Origin of the sequence: Dermabacter sp. HMSC06F07 (assembly GCF_001807345.1) — a bacterium.
In the GTDB taxonomy this organism is placed as follows: Bacteria; Actinomycetota; Actinomycetes; order Actinomycetales; family Dermabacteraceae; genus Dermabacter; species Dermabacter hominis.
Window position 1 is genome coordinate 146,556 of record NZ_KV788577.1, and the last position, 19,946, is coordinate 166,501.

At 63.8% G+C, this 19,946-nt stretch carries 18 protein-coding genes, 1 tRNA gene and 1 pseudogene; 7 read left to right on the plus strand and 13 right to left on the minus strand.

Annotated elements, in window-relative coordinates; genetic code table 11:
- Positions 1–19: 19 nt before the first annotated feature.
- The 4 genes from HMPREF3157_RS03025 to HMPREF3157_RS03040 form a co-directional block, all read right to left on the minus strand.
- Positions 20–769, minus strand: a complete 750-nt coding sequence (locus HMPREF3157_RS03025) for a cytochrome c biogenesis CcdA family protein (RefSeq protein WP_168161682.1) — start codon at positions 767–769, stop codon at positions 20–22.
- Positions 770–774: 5 nt separating this feature from the next.
- Positions 775–1,353, minus strand: coding sequence for a TlpA family protein disulfide reductase (locus HMPREF3157_RS03030; protein WP_070435473.1), 579 nt, complete (start codon positions 1,351–1,353; stop codon positions 775–777).
- Complete coding sequence (locus HMPREF3157_RS03035) at positions 1,350–1,997, minus strand: histidine phosphatase family protein (protein WP_070435474.1); 648 nt, start codon at positions 1,995–1,997, stop codon at positions 1,350–1,352. The genes HMPREF3157_RS03030 and HMPREF3157_RS03035 overlap by 4 nt, the downstream gene beginning before the upstream one ends.
- A 68-nt stretch (positions 1,998–2,065) precedes the next feature.
- A complete protein-coding gene (locus HMPREF3157_RS03040; RefSeq protein WP_034372109.1) occupies positions 2,066–2,578 on the minus strand; it encodes a MarR family winged helix-turn-helix transcriptional regulator in 513 nt (170 codons plus the stop codon).
- A 228-nt stretch (positions 2,579–2,806) separates the two neighbouring features.
- Between HMPREF3157_RS03040 and HMPREF3157_RS03045 the strand changes: the two genes are divergently transcribed.
- Together HMPREF3157_RS03045 and HMPREF3157_RS03050 are read left to right on the plus strand one after the other, a co-directional pair.
- A complete protein-coding gene (locus HMPREF3157_RS03045) occupies positions 2,807–3,349 on the plus strand; it encodes a YceI family protein (RefSeq protein ID WP_034372106.1) in 543 nt (180 codons plus the stop codon).
- Positions 3,346–3,687 (plus strand): glutaredoxin family protein, encoded by a 342-nt coding sequence (locus HMPREF3157_RS03050; RefSeq protein ID WP_016663965.1) that lies wholly within the window; start codon positions 3,346–3,348, stop codon positions 3,685–3,687. The genes HMPREF3157_RS03045 and HMPREF3157_RS03050 overlap by 4 nt, the downstream gene beginning before the upstream one ends.
- Before the next feature lie 370 nt (positions 3,688–4,057).
- On the opposite strand, the gene HMPREF3157_RS10195 is transcribed toward HMPREF3157_RS03050, so the two are convergent.
- From HMPREF3157_RS10195 to HMPREF3157_RS03060, 3 genes are all read right to left on the minus strand, one after another.
- Positions 4,058–4,156 carry a 30S ribosomal protein bS22 gene (locus HMPREF3157_RS10195; protein WP_005504750.1) on the minus strand — a complete coding sequence of 33 codons (99 nt, stop codon included), beginning with the start codon at positions 4,154–4,156 and terminating at the stop codon, positions 4,058–4,060.
- 197 nt (positions 4,157–4,353) lie between these two features.
- Positions 4,354–6,048 (minus strand): GTPase family protein, encoded by a 1,695-nt coding sequence (locus HMPREF3157_RS03055; RefSeq protein WP_070435475.1) that lies wholly within the window; start codon positions 6,046–6,048, stop codon positions 4,354–4,356.
- Positions 6,048–7,826: a dynamin family protein gene (locus tag HMPREF3157_RS03060; protein ID WP_070435476.1), complete on the minus strand. Its 1,779-nt coding sequence runs from the start codon at positions 7,824–7,826 to the stop codon at positions 6,048–6,050. The genes HMPREF3157_RS03055 and HMPREF3157_RS03060 overlap by 1 nt, the downstream gene beginning before the upstream one ends.
- 145 nt (positions 7,827–7,971) lie before the next feature.
- Between HMPREF3157_RS03060 and HMPREF3157_RS03065 the strand changes: the two genes are divergently transcribed.
- Together HMPREF3157_RS03065 and HMPREF3157_RS03070 are read left to right on the plus strand one after the other, a co-directional pair.
- A complete protein-coding gene (locus HMPREF3157_RS03065; RefSeq protein ID WP_141740597.1) occupies positions 7,972–9,378 on the plus strand; it encodes a TrkH family potassium uptake protein in 1,407 nt (468 codons plus the stop codon).
- A gap of 19 nt (positions 9,379–9,397) precedes the next feature.
- Positions 9,398–10,066: a potassium channel family protein gene (locus HMPREF3157_RS03070; protein WP_016663961.1), complete on the plus strand. Its 669-nt coding sequence runs from the start codon at positions 9,398–9,400 to the stop codon at positions 10,064–10,066.
- Positions 10,067–10,107: 41 nt separating this feature from the next.
- Here HMPREF3157_RS03070 and proC read toward each other — a convergent pair whose 3' ends face one another.
- The 3 genes from proC to HMPREF3157_RS03085 are packed head-to-tail and all read right to left on the minus strand — an operon-like array spanning position 10,108 to position 15,623.
- Positions 10,108–10,947: a pyrroline-5-carboxylate reductase gene (gene proC, locus HMPREF3157_RS03075; protein ID WP_168161674.1), complete on the minus strand. Its 840-nt coding sequence runs from the start codon at positions 10,945–10,947 to the stop codon at positions 10,108–10,110.
- A 15-nt stretch (positions 10,948–10,962) separates the two neighbouring features.
- Positions 10,963–11,142 carry a hypothetical protein gene (locus HMPREF3157_RS03080; protein WP_070435478.1) on the minus strand — a complete coding sequence of 60 codons (180 nt, stop codon included), beginning with the start codon at positions 11,140–11,142 and terminating at the stop codon, positions 10,963–10,965.
- Positions 11,139–15,623: a hypothetical protein gene (locus HMPREF3157_RS03085; protein ID WP_070435479.1), complete on the minus strand. Its 4,485-nt coding sequence runs from the start codon at positions 15,621–15,623 to the stop codon at positions 11,139–11,141. Before HMPREF3157_RS03085 ends, HMPREF3157_RS03080 begins: the two co-directional genes overlap by 4 nt.
- Before the next feature lie 194 nt (positions 15,624–15,817).
- Here HMPREF3157_RS03085 and HMPREF3157_RS03090 point away from each other — a divergent pair, with 194 nt between their 5' ends.
- Positions 15,818–16,033, plus strand: a complete 216-nt coding sequence (locus tag HMPREF3157_RS03090; protein ID WP_070435480.1) for an Rv0909 family putative TA system antitoxin — start codon at positions 15,818–15,820, stop codon at positions 16,031–16,033.
- Between the two features lie 306 nt (positions 16,034–16,339).
- On the opposite strand, the gene galE is transcribed toward HMPREF3157_RS03090, so the two are convergent.
- On the minus strand, positions 16,340–17,353 hold the full coding sequence (gene galE / locus HMPREF3157_RS03095; protein ID WP_070435481.1) for a UDP-glucose 4-epimerase GalE: 1,014 nt from the start codon (positions 17,351–17,353) through the stop codon (positions 16,340–16,342).
- A gap of 690 nt (positions 17,354–18,043) precedes the next feature.
- Here galE and HMPREF3157_RS10375 point away from each other — a divergent pair.
- Positions 18,044–18,172 (plus strand): annotated as a pseudogene (locus HMPREF3157_RS10375) (transposase); the annotation flags it as partial.
- 125 nt (positions 18,173–18,297) lie between these two features.
- Here the strand turns inward: HMPREF3157_RS10375 and HMPREF3157_RS03100 are convergent.
- Together HMPREF3157_RS03100 and HMPREF3157_RS03105 are read right to left on the minus strand one after the other, a co-directional pair.
- Entirely contained in the window at positions 18,298–18,984 is a 687-nt protein-coding gene (locus tag HMPREF3157_RS03100; protein WP_070435482.1) for a copper resistance CopC family protein, read from the minus strand.
- Between the two features lie 26 nt (positions 18,985–19,010).
- Positions 19,011–19,697: a molybdenum cofactor guanylyltransferase gene (locus HMPREF3157_RS03105; protein ID WP_070435483.1), complete on the minus strand. Its 687-nt coding sequence runs from the start codon at positions 19,695–19,697 to the stop codon at positions 19,011–19,013.
- A 128-nt stretch (positions 19,698–19,825) separates the two neighbouring features.
- On the opposite strand from HMPREF3157_RS03105, the gene HMPREF3157_RS03110 reads away from it, so the two are divergent.
- A tRNA-Arg gene (locus HMPREF3157_RS03110) sits at positions 19,826–19,898 on the plus strand.
- Positions 19,899–19,946 lie beyond the last annotated feature (48 nt).

Consider the following 19,946-nt stretch of genomic DNA (forward strand, 5'->3'; position numbering starts at 1 on the left):
TTCGTGTGATTCGGGCCGGTCATATGACGGTCGTAAACGAGCCGGTCCACGTGGCAAGCTGCGCCATCCAGGCGCTCCACTGCCCCGTGAGAAGCAGCGTGCCGATCACGATGAGCAGCGCACCGCCGACCACGGTGACGGACCGACGATGATTCTTGAGCCACGCCGACCACGTCAGTGCGCGGTCAAAGAGAAGAGCGAACGCGAGAAATGGGAGCCCGAGACCGAGCGAATAGGCGAGCGCGAGGAGCGCGCCGCGACTCGCGCTCCCGCCGTCGAGGGCGAGGGTGCTCACGGCCGCGAACGTGGGGCCGATGCACGGCGTCCAACCGAAACCGAAGATGATGCCCATGAGCGGGGCGCCCCACAGGCCAGCATCGGGCTGTTTCTTCACGCGTACCTCCCCGCTCAGACGCGGAAAGAGGCCGATGAACAGGAGCCCCATAAGAATCACGAGGACGCCTGCAATGCGGTTGATCCACGTGGTGTGTGCGCTGAGGCTGTACCCAATGGCCCCAACGAAACCGCCCATGACCATGAAGATCGCGGTAAAGCCCAGCACAAACAGAAAAGCTCCCAGGGCGAGGCGCCCGGTGCGATTATTCGTCTCTTCCCTCTGGCCGGCCAGGCCGGAGACATAGGCGAGGTAGCCGGGGACGACCGGGAATACGCACGGCGACAGGAATGCCACGATCCCCGCGAGCGCACTCACGGCAGCGGCGAGAAGAAGCGAACCGTCGAGAACAGTGCTCGCAAACACGTGCTGGATTTCGGTCATTCGGAGAGGACCCGATCGATCATCGCGCCAAGGATTGAGGGGTCGGCGAGGCCGGAGATACGCGCGGCAACCCTCCCCTTCGCGTCAAACACGAGGGTTGAGGGCACGGCGTTCGGGGAGATCTGCCCGCGAAGCGCGTACATGATGGTGCCGTCCCGGTCGGGGATCGACGGGTAGGGAATCGAAAACTTTTGCTCAAACGCCTGGGCGGGGCCGGCTTCGTCTCGCACGTTCACGCCGACGAACGTCACGCCTCTGCTCGCGTAGGTGTCGTGGAGTTTGACGAGGTCGGGAGCCTCCTTGCGGCATGGTGCACACGAGGCGTACCACACGTTGAGCACGACCGGGGCGCCGCGCTTCTCACTCAGCGTGAAGGTCTCGCCGCTAAATGTCTCGCCCGAGAAGTCGTAGGCATCACCCCGCTTGTCGACCGCGATTTCGGTGCTCACGCCCGAGCCTTCAACGTAGCCGGTGTCGTAGCGCGCGGAGGTATCCGTGCTCGCGCAACCCGCAAGGCCCACAATCCCCAAGGGCAGAGCCAGCGCCGCACGACGCGTGAAAGATACGTTCCTCATGTGAGCTTCCCTCCCGTGGCATCGACCGCGCCCTCGTAGAGCGCGGCGGCAGGCTCGGCATACTCGACGTGATTAAGGTGCTCCCCGTTGAACACGAGGGAGGTCACGGATGCGAGGCCGCATTCACGCTTGCGCGGGTCGTGCAGCATCGGCTTGTGCTCGGCGGCGCGGCGCGTGAGCCAAATTGGCAGCTGGTGGAGCACGAGCACTGCCTCGTGCCCCTCGGCGGCGTGTCGAGCATCGCGCACCGCCGCCATGACGCGATCCACCTGGTCGCGGTAGCGCTCGCCCCAACTCGGACGAAACGGATTCACGAAGTATTTCCAGTTGTTCGGATTGGTGAAGCTCGCTTCGCCGTGGCCGATCCTGTGGCCCTCAAAATGATTGAGGGCCTCCGTGAGGCGTTCGTCAGTCTCAATCTCAAGCCCGTGCGGTTCAGCGATCGGCTTTGCCGTTTGCTGCGCGCGCAAAAGTGGAGAGGCCACCACCTTCGCGATGTCACGCTCCGCAAGAGCCGCACCCGTAAGGCGGGCCATCTGTTCACCGCGCTCCGAAAGGCGATAGCCGGGCAGGCGCCCGTAGAGGATCTTTCCCGGGTTGTGCACTTCACCGTGCCGAACCAGGTGAACGATCGTCTCAGTCATATGCCCTCTCGAAGTTAGAAAGAGTGGCCACGAAGCAGCCACAAAGCCTTGGCCGTCCAGCCTAGCGGTTAGTCCCGCCCACCGGTGGAAAACTCAATGCACTCGCGGTCCTCATCACTCACGAGCTTATCGAGGATGCGGGCTAGCTCGAGAAAATCCTCCCGACCCAGCGGCTCCAGAAGAAATTCCCGCACGCTTCTCACATGTACCGGCGCCGCTTGCTCGAGCAGTTCGCGACCCGCGGCCGTCAACACGGCGACGCGCCCGCGACCGTCGGACGCCGAACGCTCCCGCGCCACCAAACCGCGCTTTTCCATGCGCGCCACCGTGTGCGTGAGCCGAGAGCGCGAGTGGACGACCCGCTGGGCGAGATCCGACATGCGCACGCAATCGCTTTCACTCTCGCTCAGCCGCACGAGAATCTCGTACTCGGGAAGCGAAAGGTCGATTCGCGGATCCTGCTCGAGGGTCTGCGAGAGGCGATCTTTGAGGCGCGTGGTCGTGAAGAGGTAGGTACGCCATGCCTCCTGTTCATCGAGGTCGAGCCACGGGACCTCCTGCCCGACGTCCTCGTTCGCCACCTGCGGCCCCTTTCGCTCAAACTCTCGGATAGTGCATGAAAACGCCTCCTATTATGCGCGTATGGGGACCCGGGTGCACGAAAGGGTGTCCCCCACCTCACCTCCTGAGCGGCAGCGAGGGCAGGTCGCGAGGGTTGACAACACCACACATCAGGTTTTAGTTTAGTTTTCAACTTCTGGGGTTGTGGAACACGCCCGCCCCAATCCACGGCAGAAAAGGAGAACCCCATGACCGCACTTCCCGAAGGCCTCACGCAGGGAACCTGGACCCTCGATGCCTCGCACACCACCGTCGCCTTTACCGTTCGTCACGCCGGCATTTCGAAGACTCGCGGGCAGTTCACCGACGTCTCCGGCCGCATGATCATCGGCGAAAAGCTCGAGGACTCTCGCGTCAATGCCGAGATCCAGATTGCGTCCCTCACGACCGGGAACGAGGATCGCGACAACCACCTCAAGAGCGCCGACTTCTTCGACGCCGAGCAATTCACCGCCATGGCGTTCACCTCGACGGCCTTCGACGGCACGACCCTCAAGGGTGATCTCTCGATCAAAGACGTCACCAAGGAAGTCGAACTCGACGTCGACTACGAAGGCGCCGCAACCGACCCCTTCGGCAGCTACCGCGCGGGCTTCTCGGCGACGACCAAGATCTCCCGCAAGGAATTTGGACTCACGTGGAATGCGGCCCTCGAAGCCGGCGGCGTTCTCGTGGGCGACACGGTCACGATCACGATCGACGTCGAGTTCACGGCGCCCGCGGCAGCATGACACCCCCCGAAGGATCCGCCGAGCCGGGCCTCGTCTCCTCGAGCGGCGCGCGCATTGTGCTGCTCGAAAGGCCCGGCTGTCACCTGTGCGAGGAGGCAGCCGAGGTAGTTTCTCGCGTCGCCGCGCTCACGGGTGAAGAGGTCGAGCGCGTCAACATTGAAGCCAATGATGAGCTCGCACGGCGTTGGTCGATTGAGATTCCCGTTGTCGCCGTCGACGGCGACGTTGTCGCCGTCTATCGGGTGAACGAAGAGGAGCTCAAGGCTGCCCTCGTACGCGGCCTGAGGCGCCCGAATCCGCTCTTTGGTGCGGCAGCGCGCATTTTCCGCCGCGGCTAGCGTAGGGCTGGGTGCGGCAACACCGCCCAGTAACTCCCGGTTCAGGCACTAGGGCCCCTCCTCATGAGGAGGGGCCCTAGTGCTTTGTGTGCCTCACCATCCCCCCTATCCATCCCCCTTCTCCTCTCCGCCCCCTCCCTTTCCCCTCTCCGCCTGCCTTTTCGAAAGTGGTGAAAAACGGCGTGAGAGTTGCGTTTTGGCGCGCCAGGAGGCGATTTTTCGCCACTTAGAATCCGGGAGCGAGAACAGAAACCAGGGGCCGAGATTGAAACCGGGGGCTATAGCCTGGAATGAATCACAAAGAAGGCCGCCGCCCTCCGGATGGAGTGGCGGCGGCCTTCTGCACAAGCGGGCTTTGGCCCGCTGCGCCTTACTTCTTGTTGCGGCGCTGGTGGCGGGTCTTGCGGAGAAGCTTGCGGTGCTTCTTCTTCGACATGCGCTTGCGACGCTTCTTGATCACGGAACCCATGATTGCCTCTTTTCTTACAGTACGTGGTGGCGGCGGCACCGCCCAGGTGTCAGTGGCCGGCACGCGCCGAGCGCAGCCGGGGCGGCCACCCTCTCGCGGGGCAGCGGCCACAAACACAGACAATGAACTATTTTAGCGCTGCAGCCCAATGCGCTCAAAGGTCATCGGCGAAGCGTGAGGGGCTTCACGCGCACGTTTCACGCCGACGCCACGAGCGTGGAAAGGGCAGCCTCAAGGCGCGCCGCCCGATCAAGCTCTCCCTGGGCACGCGCAACGACTGTGCGCTCCGCTGCGTCACGAAGCGAGGACCGCAACGCGCGGCGAGCCCGCCGCTTCCGAGAAGCCGCAACGAAGGAATTGAGCACCGCGGCAAAGGCACCCAACACGATTCCGAGCCCAAGCCCCGCAATAATCATCGCCGTCGGTACGGGCACGGGAACCCACAGCCCCTCAAGCATGGGCATGGGCGGTTTCGGCACCTGAAGGAAGTCGAAGCCAGCAAGGGCGAGAAGCCACACGAGGCCCGCTATTGCCATCAGGAATGAGAGCCACTGCACGATGTTGAGCGGGAGCCACGTCCACGACTTTTCAGCGCCGCGAAAGTCCGTATGGGTGAGGGCATAGTCGACCTCGTCGGGAAGTGCGTCTTTCTCCTCTTCGAGAGCGTCCGCGAGACGACCCGGCCACGGATTCGGTGCCTGACCGGCAAGGGACAGCGCGAACTCGTCGACCGCACGATTCATCCGAGCACGTGCGCCGGGGGCATCGATCGAAAGTGAGGATCGTGCGACGAATTCGTCGTCCGAATCTCCCTTGCGGTGCTTGTTACTTCCCCGCCCGACGCGCATGCGCTCGAGCGGGTCAATCTTAAACGCGCCAATCCACCGCAGCGCCGGCCAGCCGGTATGGCGACCCGCGCGCGTGCGGTAGCTTTGCGCAACTGCTTCAGAGATTTTGTCCACCTGGGCCGCGGTGGCGCAGGCATCTTCGAGTCGGTCGAGCTCGACGGTTGGTACTTCTCGCGCGAGCTGAGGAATTTCGGCGGACTTACGCGAAACGATCGCCCCGGTCGCACGCGCGATGGCCTCCCCCTCGGCGCGAGCGTCCGCGAGCAGACGCTCGAGAACAGCGCGCTTCGACTCGACAACGGTGGCGATCTGAGCTCGCAAGTGAGGGAGTCCGGTGCCATCGACGGCACTCACGAGGCATACCTCTGTTTTCGCGAGACCGTCCTCGGCAAGCAGTGCCTTCATCGAGGAGCGCACCGCCGCACCGTCGGCCTTCGTCAGGCGATCGGCCTGGTTCACGACGACGATCGTGACCGCATCGTGGCGCGCGAAGCGGCTAATGAACTCGGTGTGCAGCACGGCGTCCGCATACTTTTCGGGATCCGTGACCCAGACGAGCACATCGACGGTGCCGGCGAGACGCTCGGCAATCTCGCGGTTAGCGCTCTCGACAGAATCGAAGTCGGGGAGGTCCACGAGGATGGCTCCCTGCGGGAGGGATCCGCGGCCCACCGTGTGCCGCTCGCGAATCTCGAGCCAGTCAAGGAGCGAGGCCGCTGAGCCGTCCACGTGTTCATCCGCAGACTCGGGGAGGATCGCGAGAGCTTTCGAGGTCGTGGGGCGCCTGTGCGCAACACGCGCGATGTCCTCACCGACGATCGCATTCACGAGCGAGGATTTCCCCGATCCCGTTGCCCCGAAGAGCCCGATCACGGTGTGCTCGCTCGAATGCTCGAGACGCTCCGTGAGCCGCTCACACGCGGCACGCGCGCCCTCGAGCGTCGCATCGTCGAGGAGCGGCTCCGCCTCCACAACCGCGCCGCTCAGGGCCTCCACGGCAGTGTCGAGTCGGCCGCGGGTCTTCGTGACGGATCGAGTGCTCACTATTGCCCACCCCTTCGGGGAGCAGCGGAGGGGCCACCCAGGTTCTCGATGAGTTGACGCACGGTCTCGGCATCGCTGTGAATCGTGCTCGATGCCGTCGCGATGGGGTGCGCAGCGAGTGCCGTGGCGAAGGCTGTTGCTTGTGTGTCCACGACGTTGCCGATGCGCGAATCGAGCATTCCGCGCGCTTTCTTCGCGAGCCGCCTCACGGCCTCATCGCCAAAGATCGATTCGAGAAGTTTCTGCCCCACGAGCGCCGTCGCCGTTCCCGCGCCTACCTCGAGGCCAGTCGGCATGAAGGCGGTGGAGGCGAACACCACGACCATGAGCGCGATGCCCACGACGTTCACGCCGAGGGACAGCACTCGTGCCTGCGTGCGGCGGTCTGAACCCTCTGATTCGACGAGGTCAAGGACGTCCTTTTGCCACGCCCGTACCTGATCCTCAACAGTGCGGCGGAAGCCTTCGGGCACCTGCATAAGCGTGACGGCAAGGCCGGGGCTCGACTGCAACAGGGACGCGCCTGCCGCATGCGAGTTCCACGCGCGCACGGTACGCGAGCGAGCGTTGGCAACCTGGTCGATGACGACGGTCACGAGGCCCGTCTCAATCGCGTTCTCGGCTGCGACCACCGGGCGCGTACGTCCCGTAAGAGCAGCGGTGATGCGGTCGCGCGTGCGCGACACCCACCCCTGTACGCCCTTGAAAAATTCACCAGTACCAACGACGTCCTGCCAGCGCGCGAGAACTTCGCCGCGCAGCAGCGCACCGTCGCGAGTAAGGTTCGCGATCGAATCCTTCGCCGCATCGAATTCGGCGCGCGCGAGCGCCGCAAGCCGATCCCGTTCGTCTTCCTGCGCGGCGACCGCTTCGCCGAGTTCGTCGAGCGATTGCGCTGTTGCCACGAGCGCCCCGCGCAGGGTGCGCCGCGCGATCGCGCTGCGCGCCTCCTTATCGCGGGCGAGCGCCCCCAGCCACGCCGAAAGCTCGCGCACCTCATCTGTTTCGAGGATCTCCCCCTCGCCGAGCTCCTGCTCGTGGATCGCAAGCAGTCGCTCCGTCATAACGCCGCGCTCCGCGAGCATCGCCCCCAGGTGCGACGTCAAATCTTCGGCAACCCCGTCCTTGTGCGGGATGCGATTCATGATGACGACCACGGTCACCTCGCGCTCCGCGGCTTGCGCAAGGGCGAGCCACGGCACCGCATCCGCGTACCGATGCGCGGTTGTCACGAAAATCCAGAGGTCTGCCGCACGAAGTAGCTGGCCGGCGAGCTCGCGGTTTTCGCGGCTGACCGAATCGATATCGGGCGCGTCCAAAAGTGCGATTCCCTGGGGCACGCGCTCGCTTTCGACCAGGTGAAGGGCCGTGCCGAATCCAGCTCCGCGTTCGCGCGCTTCGGGGCTTGACGCACTCATGTGCACGCGAGGAAGCGAGGGCAGGATTCGGTCCCCTTCGAACCACTGCGCATCAGAGGGGCTGTGCACGAGAACCGGTTGGCGCGTCGTCGGCCGCAAAGCCCCCGCGCGCGAAATGTTCTCCCCCACGAGGGCATTGACGAGCGTCGACTTACCGGAGCCGGTCGAGCCGCCCACCACCGCGAGAAGCGGCGCCTCGAGAGAGGCGAGCCTCGGTGCGAGGTGGTCCTCAATCTGCTGCGCAATATGCCCTGCCTTTTCGCGCGCCTCAGCCGCGCCGGCGATGTCAAAAGGGAGACTCGCCTCGCGCGCGCGTCGCGCGAGCGGCGACAGAAGGGGGGAATCGGCACGTGCATCCATGGCATAAGCCTACCGAACTGGGCCTGCAGTGGAACGCGACAACCGTCGGACCCGAGCGGCCCACCGGTCCCCCGCAAACATGCCCCGCGCCCTGAAAGGGAATAGAGTAAACGCGGCCCCACTTTTCGCGCCGAAAGGAGGCTCCGTGGGAGCACCCGTCATCCCCCGCCTAAAACCACGGCGCCGCCTCAACGCGATCACGTCTTTTATTTCGCGCCTCGTGCGCGAAGCGGCCCGCACCTCCCCCGCGCGCCTCGCACTGTTCGTGTTCACGGCAATGATCCTGCTGTTCACGATCATCCTGGAACTGCCCATTTCAAGCGTGTCCGGTCAGCGCACCCGCTTTGCTGACGCCCTCTTCACCGCCGTGAGCGCCATGTGCGTCACCGGCCTCGTCACCGTACCCACGCAAACCCACTGGTCAACGTTCGGGCTCGTCGTGCTCATGGCCGCGATCAAAGTGGGCGGTCTCGGTGTTTTGACTCTCGCTTCGCTCCTTGGCCTGAGCGTGATGCGGCATATGGGCTTGGCTCAGCGAATCGTGACGGCCCGCGAAACCAAGGCCGCTAAGCTCAGCGAGGTCGGCGGGGTTTTGCGCACGATCGTTATCACCTCAACGGGGTTCGAGATCGCGACGTTCATCGCCCTCGTCCCCTTCCTCTTGCGCCACGAAACGAGCCTCAAGTACGCCCTCTTCAATTCGATTTTCTACGCGATCTCGGCATTCAATAACGCGGGGTTCATCCCGGAGGTTGGCGGCATTTCGCGCTACATGGCGGATCCGTGGTTTTCGATCCCGATCGCCACGTCCGTGTTCGTGGGCGCGCTCGGCTTCCCGGTCATCCTCGTGCTCGTGCAAAACTGGCGCACGCCCGAGCGCTGGAGTCTTCACGCGAAGCTGACGATTTGGACCTCGAGCATCCTGCTGGTCGCGGGCACCGTCGGAGTTCTGCTTTCCGAGTGGGACAACCCCGCCACCCTTGGTGGCCACGGCTTCGACACGAAGCTGCTGTCGTCAGCATTCGCGAGCGTCATGACCCGCTCCGGCGGCTTCTCCACTCTCGATATCGGCGCGATGAACACCGACACGTGGCTCATCATGGATCTGCTCATGTTCATCGGCGGCGGCTCAGGGTCGACGGGTGGTGGCATCAAGGTCACCACGTTCGCCCTGCTCGTGCTCTCGATCATCGCGGAAGCAAGGGGCGACCGTGACATTGAGATTTTCGGTCGAAGCATCCCGTACGACACGATTCGCCAGGCGATTGCCGTTCTCGTGATCAGCGTGCTGTTCGTTGCGATCGCAACGTGGACGATGCTGCGCCTGACGGATTACCCGCTCGATCGCGTCCTGTTCGAGGTCCTGAGCGCGTACGGCACGGTTGGGCTCTCGACGGGGATCACGAGCGACCTCAGCCTTGCCGCGAAGTACGTCATCATCGTGTGCATGTACGTGGGGCGTATCGGTCCAATGACCCTTGGTGCGGCGCTCGCGCTGCGCAGCCGCCGACGGGTCATCCACCTGCCCGAAGAACGGCCCGTCGTCGGCTGAGTCCGGTAGGCTGGAACACATGGCAAACTCCCGCTCCTTCGGCCGCAGCGTCCTGATCGTCGGCCTCGGTCGTTTCGGGGCGTCGATGGCCCTCAACCTTGAATCGCTCGGCACGAACGTGCTCGCGATCGATAAACGCGCTGATCTCGTCCAGGATTACTCGGGCAAGCTGACCCACGTGGTCGAGGCAGATGCCACCAATATTGAAGCGCTCAACCAGGTTGGCGCGTCCAGCTTTGACGTCGCCGTCGTTGGCGTCGGCACGTCGATTGAAGCGAGCGTGCTCATCACCGCGAATCTCGTGGACCTCGCGGGCCCCGTCATTTGGGCGAAGGCCATCTCGGTTGCCCACGGCAAGATTCTCGAGCGCATCGGCGCGCACCACGTCGTGTTCCCCGAGAAAGACGCGGGTCAGCGGGTCGCGCACCTCGTCAACGGTCGCCTCCTCGACTACATCGAGTTCGACGACGGGTGGGCAATCGTGAAGATGCATCCACCGCGCGAAATCCAGGGCTTTTCCCTTGGCGAATCAGACATTCGCACGAAGTACGGTGTCACGGTCGTTGGCGTGAAGTCTCCGGGCCGCGACTTCACCTACGCTGAGCCCGAAACGGTCGTCTCCTCGCACGACACGCTCATCGTTTCCGGCCACACCGAGCTGATCGAGCGTTTCTCTAACCGCCCGTAGCGCGGGTTTCCGGGTAAAGGGTTCCGACGCTTGCCTCGCCCCTAGCGCTCTTCCATTTTCCGCGACGCCTGTGCGGCCGCTCTCATGCCGCGTGCCATGAGCGCACGGATCCCGCCTTCTTCAAGTGCGGCGATGGCCTGCGCGGTCGCACCGCCCGGCGAGGTCACGGCGTAGCGCGCACTCGTGGGCGTTTCACCGGTCTCGTGCAGGAGGGTTGCGCTTCCAAGCATGGTGCCCACCACGAGATCCGTGGCAACGGCCCTCGTGAAGCCTTGGGCGACGGCTTCGTCGATCATCGCCTCGACGATGAGGAAGAAGTACGCGCTTGCGCTCCCGGCGGCGCCGATCACGCCGTGAACCTGGTGTTCGGGAATGTCGACGACGGTCGCGGACCGCGCGAAGAGGGCGTGCGCAAGCGCACGCTCAGCCTCGCTCGCGCGGTCGCCCGGCATGAGGCCCACGACGCCGCGACCGACCGCGATGGGCGTGTTCGGCATCGCCCGCACGAGCGCCGTGTGCCCGTCGAAAGCATCGCCGAGCGTTGCGAGACTCGCTCCGGCGAGAAGCGACACAATGAGCGTGTCCTTCCGCACGTGCGGGGCAATCGCGGGGGCCATGTCGTCGAGGTGGTACGGCTTAAAGCCGAGCACGATCACGTCGGATTCGCGGGCGGCGGCTGCGAGGGTGTCGTCGGACCCGAAGCGTTCAAACGCACTCGTGGCACCGATCTCCCGAGCGGCCTCTCGCGTGGACGTCGCACCCGAGTTGAGAAGAACGAGTCTGTCGGCGCCGACGCCGGCCTTGCGGATGGCACGCGCGACCGCGCCGCCCATGTTGCCGGCGCCGATCACGGTGACGGTGAGGTCAGTAAGGTTCGCCATTGCACGCATCCTTCGCTATCGTGTGCGGCCCCAGTGCGGCGGCACGTCCCGCATGAGCCGCTCGTCGTTTGAGTCGTCGCCGCGATCGGCCGGTGCCCGCTTCGGGATCACGCGGTCCTTCGCTGGCTCGACCTCCATGGGCTTTCCCGTGATGGAGGAAACGACGAGCCTGCCGCGAGCCTTTTTCTCGCTCACCGAGCCTCTCCCTCGCTTTGTTTCGCGAGGTAGCGACGGATCGCGGCTGAAACTGACACGTCGAGCAGGACGCTGCGCTCGGTAAACGCCAGGAACTCGCGCACCTCCGTAGCGAGTTGCTCGGAGAATCGAGCCTGCCCGTCCGAGCAGATGTAGGCGACGACCTGATCGAAGTCGTCCGGTCCGTAGAAGCTCAACGGGTGACCGGCCGGGATCTTCGGCTTCGGCAAGCGATGGCGGGCAGCGCCCCGCCCGATCTTGATGTCCTGCTGCTCGAGGTAGTCGTGGTAGGCGCGCTCGACGCTCTTGATCACGCGTTCTGCTTCACCCTCGGGATCGATGAACAGGGCCCACGACCAGACGCGCTCCACGGTCCATCCCGCCGCTTCAAGACGCTCTGCGCTCAAGCGGTCGCGTTCACGCTGGTCCGTGATTTCGCGGTAGCGCGGGCCGTCTGTCGCGACGGCGACGAGGTAGCGCCCGGGAAGCTCGGGGTGGGCGATCGCAAGTTCGACGCGTTCGCTCGACAGGCCGTAATCAAGTTCGACCGTGTAACCCGCGCGCCACAGACGATCGGCGAGGTCGGCGACGAGCGCTTCGGAACTATCGGGGATGTCCGGTTCGGCGGGATGCTCAGGAGCGTCGGTAGCCTCGCCCTCGACCGCAGTTCCGGGTTCGCCTTCGGCATCAGGCTCGTCGCCCTCGCTGTCCTCGCCGGTGTCGACCGGTTCCGAGGGTTCGGTTTCGGCGGGGCTAGCGTCGGCACTCTCGTTCTGCTCGGCAGGTTCCGACGGCTCCTCGATCTCCACTGCATCCTCGTGATCAAGCACGTCTTGCGAGAATCCAGCCTCGAGGAATTCAAGTAAGAGCCGCAGGTCACGCGCACCCTCGGTGCGAAGCCTATCCACCTCGAGATCGCTGCTGCGCACGGCGCTTACGACGCTCGTATGGAAGCGGGCACGGGTCAAAACCGTGAGGAGGGCCCTGCGGCCGGCGTCCGTCGACAGCGGGCCGAAGCGATGCAAGAGGCGATCGTGGGGCGTGAGACCGAAGCCGAGTGACACGATGACGTCGTCGCGCACGATCGCTGTTGCCGCCTGCGCGGGCACGACCGTGAAGAATTCCTCGCGCTCGGGGTTGAAGAAGTCGTGCAGATCGGGCAGGCGACTCACAGACCGCATGACCGAGTCCTGGACGGCCTTGGCATGCGTGGGTGTGAGGGTCAGGACCGCGAGTGAGCGCTCGGGGTTGTGGCGCGCGTGGTAGATCACGAGGTCGGTGACGCGGCGAAGCTCGGCGTCGGTCGACTCCACAAATTCCGCGCCCTGGCGCACGGGGCCCCTGCCATCCGGGACGTAGATGAAGGTGTCCTCGTCGATGTGCTCGGGGCTCGGCGGCGCGAGCAGCGCACCCCATCCCGCATCGAGCGCCTTCGCGCGGTTCTCGACGAAGCGTCGCACTCCCCCGGTCGCGGGATGCGTGTCCCGCACGAGCCGCAGCACGGGCGCGACTTCACTCGCTTCGTCGAGGAGGCGGGCCATGCCCGAATGGTGGGCGCGAACATCATCGCCATCAACGAAGTCGAACGGGTCGCCGACGATCACGGCCTGGCTCGCTCGCGACAGAGCCGGGATCGCCGCAGCCGTGGGAAGACGCGCGGCATCGGCGAGAATGACGAGATCGAAGTGGCGTCCGGCGGGAATCATTTGCGGCACCATAAACGGCGAAGCGAGCCACAGTGGCCGCGCACGGAACATGATGTCCTGATACTTCCCGGCGGTGTCGCGCACGCTCATCGTTCCCGGAGTATTGAGCTCGATGATCGCGCTGCGCGACGTTTCCGGGAAACGCTTCATGGTTTCCACGAGCAGCTCGTCCACGCGCTTGCGAACCCGGAAGCGACCGGCGTTGAGATTGTGCACGTCGAGGCGGCGATAGCGCTCGGCCACCTGGGAAAGCTTCGTGCCGTCGTACTGCGAAAGGGTCGGTTCAGCCCGCGCGATGAACTCGAGCACGCTCACCCACCACGCGAGGTTGAGCTCGGCGACGGCGAGGTCACTTGTGATTTCCGGGCCGCGAATATCGCGAAGGAGCGCCGCGAATCCCTCGAATTCAAGCTCACGCATGACCTTCGTGCGGCGAGGGAGAACATCGAGCACCTCGCTTCGCGCGTGGAGCTCTTTCATGCGTTCGTGAAGCGCGCCAAGTTCGGTGTTGTCGAAGTCGGTGCCCTGCTCGGTGCCCGCGAGAAGAACCTGCAGTTCATCGAGGCTCTTTTGCGTGCTACCCACGAGCGCCTCGACTTCACCGAGCGACTTCGGCACAACCGGGGTGAGGCCCGCGTCGGTCGCGATCGCTTCCCACTGGCGGTGGATGTCCTGAGCGGCCAGGAGGTGCGCGCGCAAGTTCTCCGTGTTTTCCGACGGTTGCAGCATCGATTTTGCGAGCTTCTTCCAGCGGCGACGCTCGCCAAAGCCCATGACCGCCCCGTGTTCCTCGCGGTAGGTTTTGTCGGAAACCGCTGCGAGAAGCATGTCGATTTTCTCGTTGAAAAGCTCCGGGCGCACGTGGCGGAAGAGGGAGCGCATGGCATCGAGAACGCGCACCGTGTGCCGAAGCTCCGCGAAGCTGCGGGCCTTTTCAAGGTTGCACGGCGCGCCGAGAGCCTCGGCGTGCTCTATGAGCTGCGGAAGTGAGGCCTCATCGAGCTCGGTCACGAGTTCGAGTGCGCGCTTGGCCTGGTGCTCGCTCGTGATCGAGGCCCCGTACCACGGGGTGTCCTCGGGAACCATGCCGAGCGCGCCCGATTCGACTGCCTCGCGCATGAGCCGCTCGTACCGTTCGCGATCCTTGAGGATCGCCACGGCGACGTTCGACGTGAGCCGCACGCCCGTGCGCGGCGCGGGGCGGCGGCGGGCAAGATCGGCCAGTTCATTGATCGCTTCGTGGGCGCTCACACCCCACGGTTCCTGCACGCGGTGCATCGCCTCCACGTGCCCCGTGAGCACGTCGCGCGCCTCTGCCAGCCCTTCGGGCTCAGCGAGACTGACGGGCGGCACGAACGAGCTTGCTTTCGCGAGCGAGAGCAGCATCGAGCGGCTCGCCTCGCGCTGAAGATGCGGATCGGGGACGAGGCTGAGGAGGATGTCCTCGAGGCCCGCGGCCTCGATTTCTGACTGAAGCTCAGCGAGGCGACTCGAGCTCTGCGACACGAGAAGCACGCGTTTACCGGCGGCGATCTGTTCAGCCGCGAACGCCACGACGGTGGGCGCGAGAGGGCGACCTGGCGCGCCGTGAACCACGAGCGCGGGGCGCCCCTGGAGGTTCTCGGCAATGAGGCGCGCATCGGCATCGGCGCTCGCGACCGACTCGGGCACCTCCTCTTCTGAGGAAGGCTCAACTGCGAGTTCATCGCGTGATTCTTCGTCACCCGCGAGCGCGCCGATGATCGGCAGGTCCGCGAGGTCCTCGGCCGGAACATCGAAGTCTTCGAGCATGGGGCCCGAGGTATCCACGAGGTTGCCAACGACAAGAGCGTGAGAGATGCGGAAACCGGGAAGCGGTTCCCCGAGCGAGCGGAACGCGTCGAGGACCGGCTGCGGATCGAAACCGTGGTGAGAGTCGGTAAGTTCGAGTAGCGCGCGGGCGTCGATGAGGACGCCTTCGTCGCGAAGGGCCCTCAGCACGAGGGGGTTGAGGTCGACAGCGGCGTCAAGGTCGATGTCGATGTCCTCGCGGGCGCCGCCACGCACGTGCAAATTGAGCGGACGCAAAAGGAGCGGCGCGTGCACCTGCTCACCCGAAAGATCCACCCACGTTGCCTCACCGATCGCGAGATGGCACGTCGTGAGACCGCGGTTTTCGGCGTGGGCGAGGGCACTCTCACGGATCTGGAACGCGGCTTCGCGCGCACGCTCGAGGGAAGCTTCCTCGCGCACGAGCGAGGAGAGTCGTGTGGAGCCGCGGCTCGCGAATAGGTGGGCGAGCCCCTGCGGATGCGAGTTCGTGAGGTCGAGAAACGCACCCGAGCGCATGTCCGTGAGGAAGTCTTGGTCGCCGGCGAGTGACGCGAGAGCCGTGCGCCACGTCGCGAGCGATTCCTCGATCCGCTCCTCGCGGCTGGCTTCCGTCACGAGCACGCGCGATAGGGCACCCTGCAGGTCGGTGACGTCATCATCGTCGTCGAACGCCGCGGGGGTGAACACGTGCGCGCCGGTATCCTCGACACTGCTTTCGGCGTACTCGTGCATCTCTTCGCGCGTCTCATGCGGGTCACGAATCTCGAGCGTGTGCTCCTCGGCCGCATGCGAGCCGCCGTCATTTTTTGCGTTTTCGGCCTCGCTAGCATCCCGGGCGCCCTCGGCGCTCGCCGATCGCCCCACCCACGCGTGACTTTCGCGCGCGCGTGAAGTCAGCGCGTCATCCTCGGCCTTCTTACTGCCCTGAGATTTCGCGCGTTTTGAACGTCCAAACCAACTCACCTTCCCACGGTATCCGAGCCGAGCCCCTGAGCCGCTGAGGCGGGCATGTGGCGCGCCGCTCCTTACCGCATTTTTACCCTCGCGCACTCTTCTCTGACGACGTTCACGAACCCTCCAGGTTTGTTCCCTAGCGTTTTCGTCGTAGCTTCCACACGGGAGGCTCACGCAGTTGAGACTCTAGGAAAGGACTTGACATGGGATTCGATGACGCACTGAACAAGGCCAAGGGCGCGTTCGAACAGAACGAAGACAAGGTCAAGGATTTCGCCAAGGAGCACGACGCTCAGGTTGACGGCGCGATTGACAAGGCGAGCGAGAAGGCTCAGGACGTCGCTCCCGACCAGCTCGGCGACAAGATTGCTGGCGGTGCCGATAAGGGCAAGGACGCTTTCGACAAGTTCCACGGCTGATCACCATTGACTCGTCGCTAGCGCCACGGCGTTAGCACTGAAGGGGCGTTTCCCGATTCCGGGAAGCGCCCCTTCTTCAATTCCATAGAGGTTGTGGGGGTTTTCAAGGTTCGTGGTGAAGGGGAGCGTCGCGTCGCTGACGTAGAACGGCTCGTTGCCCTGCTGTGATGGGTGTTGTCAAGTCATCCACATCCCGGAGGACCACGAGCCTGTGCACGAGAATAATGGTTCGCAGCGCGATGCTGCGAGCTCTCTCCACTCTGATCCCTCGTGCCCTCGCTTGGGCTTCACGTCAGAATGAGCTGCTCAGTCTGCCAAATCGGGGAGTATAAGCTTCCGACGCTCGAACCACTCCAGGGTACTCGCAATACCGTCCTCAAGAGATGTCGATGCAGTCCAGTTCAAGAGCTCCGCTGCCTTCCTGGAACGAGTAAACGCCCCAGCGCTGTCGCCAGGACGGCGCGGAGCTTCAACGGCACGCACACTCTCCCCGACCACGCTCTCGAACGCGGCGACTAGCTCACGAACGGTAGTTCCTTCACCTGTGCCCAAGTTGATAACTTGATAGGCGGAGTCGGCTGCGATTTTTGCACACTCCCGTACTGCAGCAACATGCGCTTCTGCGAGATCCCAAACATTGACATAATCCCTAATTCCCGAACCGTCCCGAGTGGGATAATCAGTGCCCGTGATTTGGAATTCAGTATCGCCTCGGTGTGCTTCAATCAACTTACCGAGGGCGTGCGAGGGTGAAGCTATTTGAAGCCCGGTTCTAAACTTAGGGTCAGAGCCAATGGGATTGAAGTAACGCAACGACAGTACGTTGATGTCGCTCGCCGCAGCGATGTCTTGAAGCATTACCTCAAACATCGCCTTGCTTCTAGCGTATGGGCTCGTAGGGGCCAGTTCTGAGCTCTCGTCTACCGAAAAGTCCTCGCTCACAGCGTAGATTGACGCCGAACTACTGAACACAAGCTGCGAACAGCCGTTCGCAATCAATCCGCGCACGAACGCCAGGGACTTGCTGATGTTCGCTTCGTAGTAACCCAGCGGGTCCGCAACCGAATCGGGAACCACTATCAGTGCTGCAAAATGAAGCACGACTGCGATGTCAGGATGCTCCTCATAGATCCGGTCTAGTAGGGCACGATCGGCGATATCCCCCTCATAGAACGTCAGGCCTTCAACGAACTCACGTCGACCGGTGATGAGGTTGTCCAGAACTACTACCTCGAAACCTTCGTCCCGTAGCCTAGAAGCAACCGTGCTTCCGATGTAGCCAGCTCCCCCTGAAATGAGTACTTTTGCAGGGTGATTCATGAGAAACTCCTCAGATAGTCACAATAGTGGTTCAGATCCAGTCAATATAAATTCGTCAGAGACTTCCCAGATAGCCTGCGCCACGATCTCGTGTCCAAGCACCATTCCTGACCATTGATTGACATCTCGAGCGATCCCGTGAGGGATCGGTGTGTCGGTAATCCTCAACTGTCAAACGTGACGGCCCAGCAGCCTCTAGGCCCAATGTAGGAACAACCAACTCAGGGCTAAGCAACAGGGGTTGCTTCTGCTCGTCGGGCAACTCCTCAACCTCCGCCATTTCGAATGAACATTGATCTATGTCAACGTTCGTGCCTGTCCCGCTCTTAAAAGACATACCGGACCAAGCTTCAGGAGTCATAGCCTCCAGGCGCGAACTTGCCATAAACTTCGGTGACCGACACGACTACCGATCCCCCAGCTAAAGCTACACCCGGCGCCTCCGGGCAATGTCCGAACAGCCCCCGACTAAGTTATCACGGCTGACTCCACTTACCGAGGGGGTCCGAGCCCGAAGCCCGTTAGGAAGTTGAAGCCTCATCATTCGCAAAACCTTCCTCACAGGGCATTAATTCGCAACAGAACTCGCTCACTGATTCGTGAGGTTCAAGCCCATGATTTTCCACGAACGAGTTCCTCTGAACTCGTCTTAACAACTCGTTCGGATTGGACTTGCACTCGTCGTATTAGAGCAGCGCTGCGTTCGAGGCCGCGAACACCGGCACCAAGAACATCAAACGCACCGGCCGCGGATTCCGCAACCCAGAGAACTACCGGATGCGCATCCTGCTGACCAGCGCCGCAAGAACCGTAGCGTGAATACCCGCCCCAGCAGGATCATTCACCACAAATCGCGAAGAGCCAGTTATGGGGTTTTGGCGGAACCCCACGGATTTACCGCGCCATTACCCCCACAACCCCTATGCAATTCAGTTATGAGTGGGTTAGTCCTCGTCGTCGTTCTTTCGCAGAAGCCAGATAGCCACGACGATCGCGAGCAACGCCACCACAATCACCGGGAGCCACAGCGCCCAGTTGAACGACTTCTTCTCATCGGTGACAACCTTGTCGGGTGTTTCGATCGACGTCGCAGTGGCCTCCGCGCTCGTCTTGTCGTTCTTGTCGCCCTTACCGGCCGCATCGCCGCTCTTACCGGAGTCACCGGACGCCGAGCCACCGTCGGCCCCTTCGCCCGCGCTCTCTTCCGTGGCGGAGCTTGCCGCCTCCTCGGAAGGCTTGCTCGGGTCCTCCTTGACGGTGTAGGTGAGCGTGTCCGAAATCGGGTGGCCGTCGGAACTCACGACGCGCCATTCGAGGGTCATGTCGCCGGGAGCTGGGAGCTGGTCGAGCTCGACACGGACCTCGTGTCCATCGACCTGGGGCTCTCCCTCAAACAGAACCGTTCCGGCGGAATCCTTCGCGCGCACCTCGTTCCCGAGCTTGAGCGGCTCCGCGGAAAACTCGAGCGTAATGGTGCGGGCCTCCCCCTGGAGGATCTCGGCGCCATCCGCCGGCGTCGAACCCACGAGTCGATCGTGCGCGAGTGCGGGCGCCGCGAGAATCATCATCGCGGCAAGGGCCGCACACACGAGGGTAAAAAAGCGGGAAGCAGGGCGTGATAGCGCGTGCATCAAAGTCCTTTCGCAAACACCGGCACTCAGCGGCGCGAGCGGGCCTGCTCGAGCTGCTCGGGTGAATCAATATCGCTGAGCGAGCGGGCCACTAGCTCCGGCGCTAGTCCGCTCGCGCCTGCAAGCGTACCAACGTCAAGCCACGCCGACTGAACGGGCTCGGGCGCAAGCCCGCCGAGAGCGCGATAGAGGGATTTCGCGCTCGCCCCAACGAGAGAGCCACCCTCCCCCGCAACGTGCGAAAGAGCGCGCGCAAGCACCGCGCGCGGCCACGCGGCGCACAGGAATTGCCGACGCCCGCCCGCATCCACGGCACCCGCAACCTTTCCGGGCGCTCCCGCGCACTCATGTACGAGAGCGCCGAGCACGCGCGGCTCGAGCCATGGCATATCTCCGCCGAGCACAAGCACCACCTCATCAGTGCTCCCAAGCCGCTCCAACTCAGCCAGTCCACGCGCGAGCCCCGCGACAGGACCGGAAAAGGGCGGCTCCTCCCGCACGCACACCGCACCGACGCTCTGCACGTCCGCGCCCTCCTCCCCCACGAGGACGAGAGGCGCCCCTTCGCCGAGTGCCGAACGCGCCGCCAACAGCGCGCTCGCGCGCATGGAACGCTCCTCCACCTCGAGAGTGGGTTTATCGACGCCGCCCATGCGCGAACCACGCCCGCCGGCAAGCACGATGGCCGCACCTGTCACCTCAAAAGCTTCCATGTCTCCATCCTCCCACCCGCGCCGCTTCGCGTGACATCCGCTTCCGCGCACCGCTTGGAACTTTGAGGCTGCGGCGATCGCCGCTAGAGTGGAAGGGCTCGAAAGCGTGAAGCATGCGACTTTCGATTGCCCTCGTAGCTCAGGGGATAGAGCACCGCTCTCCTAAAGCGGGTGTCGGACGTTCGAATCGTCTCGGGGGCACAACGAAAGCCCAGGTCATAAGGCCTGGGCTTCGTCGTACGATCTTCC

Coding starts and splice junctions, on each gene's coding strand:
- HMPREF3157_RS03045 (WP_034372106.1), top strand. CDS start 2,807: ATGACCGCACTTCCCGAAGGCCTCACGCAGGGAACCTGGACCCTCGAT.
- HMPREF3157_RS03030 (WP_070435473.1), bottom strand. CDS start 1,353: ATGAGGAACGTATCTTTCACGCGTCGTGCGGCGCTGGCTCTGCCCTTG.
- HMPREF3157_RS03035 (WP_070435474.1), bottom strand. CDS start 1,997: ATGACTGAGACGATCGTTCACCTGGTTCGGCACGGTGAAGTGCACAAC.
- HMPREF3157_RS03090 (WP_070435480.1), top strand. CDS start 15,818: ATGGGATTCGATGACGCACTGAACAAGGCCAAGGGCGCGTTCGAACAG.
- HMPREF3157_RS03100 (WP_070435482.1), bottom strand. CDS start 18,984: ATGCACGCGCTATCACGCCCTGCTTCCCGCTTTTTTACCCTCGTGTGT.
- proC (WP_168161674.1), bottom strand. CDS start 10,947: ATGGCGAACCTTACTGACCTCACCGTCACCGTGATCGGCGCCGGCAAC.
- HMPREF3157_RS03050 (WP_016663965.1), top strand. CDS start 3,346: ATGACACCCCCCGAAGGATCCGCCGAGCCGGGCCTCGTCTCCTCGAGC.
- galE (WP_070435481.1), bottom strand. CDS start 17,353: ATGAATCACCCTGCAAAAGTACTCATTTCAGGGGGAGCTGGCTACATC.
- HMPREF3157_RS03070 (WP_016663961.1), top strand. CDS start 9,398: ATGGCAAACTCCCGCTCCTTCGGCCGCAGCGTCCTGATCGTCGGCCTC.
- HMPREF3157_RS03060 (WP_070435476.1), bottom strand. CDS start 7,826: ATGGATGCACGTGCCGATTCCCCCCTTCTGTCGCCGCTCGCGCGACGC.
- HMPREF3157_RS03105 (WP_070435483.1), bottom strand. CDS start 19,697: ATGGAAGCTTTTGAGGTGACAGGTGCGGCCATCGTGCTTGCCGGCGGG.
- HMPREF3157_RS10195 (WP_005504750.1), bottom strand. CDS start 4,156: ATGGGTTCCGTGATCAAGAAGCGTCGCAAGCGCATGTCGAAGAAGAAG.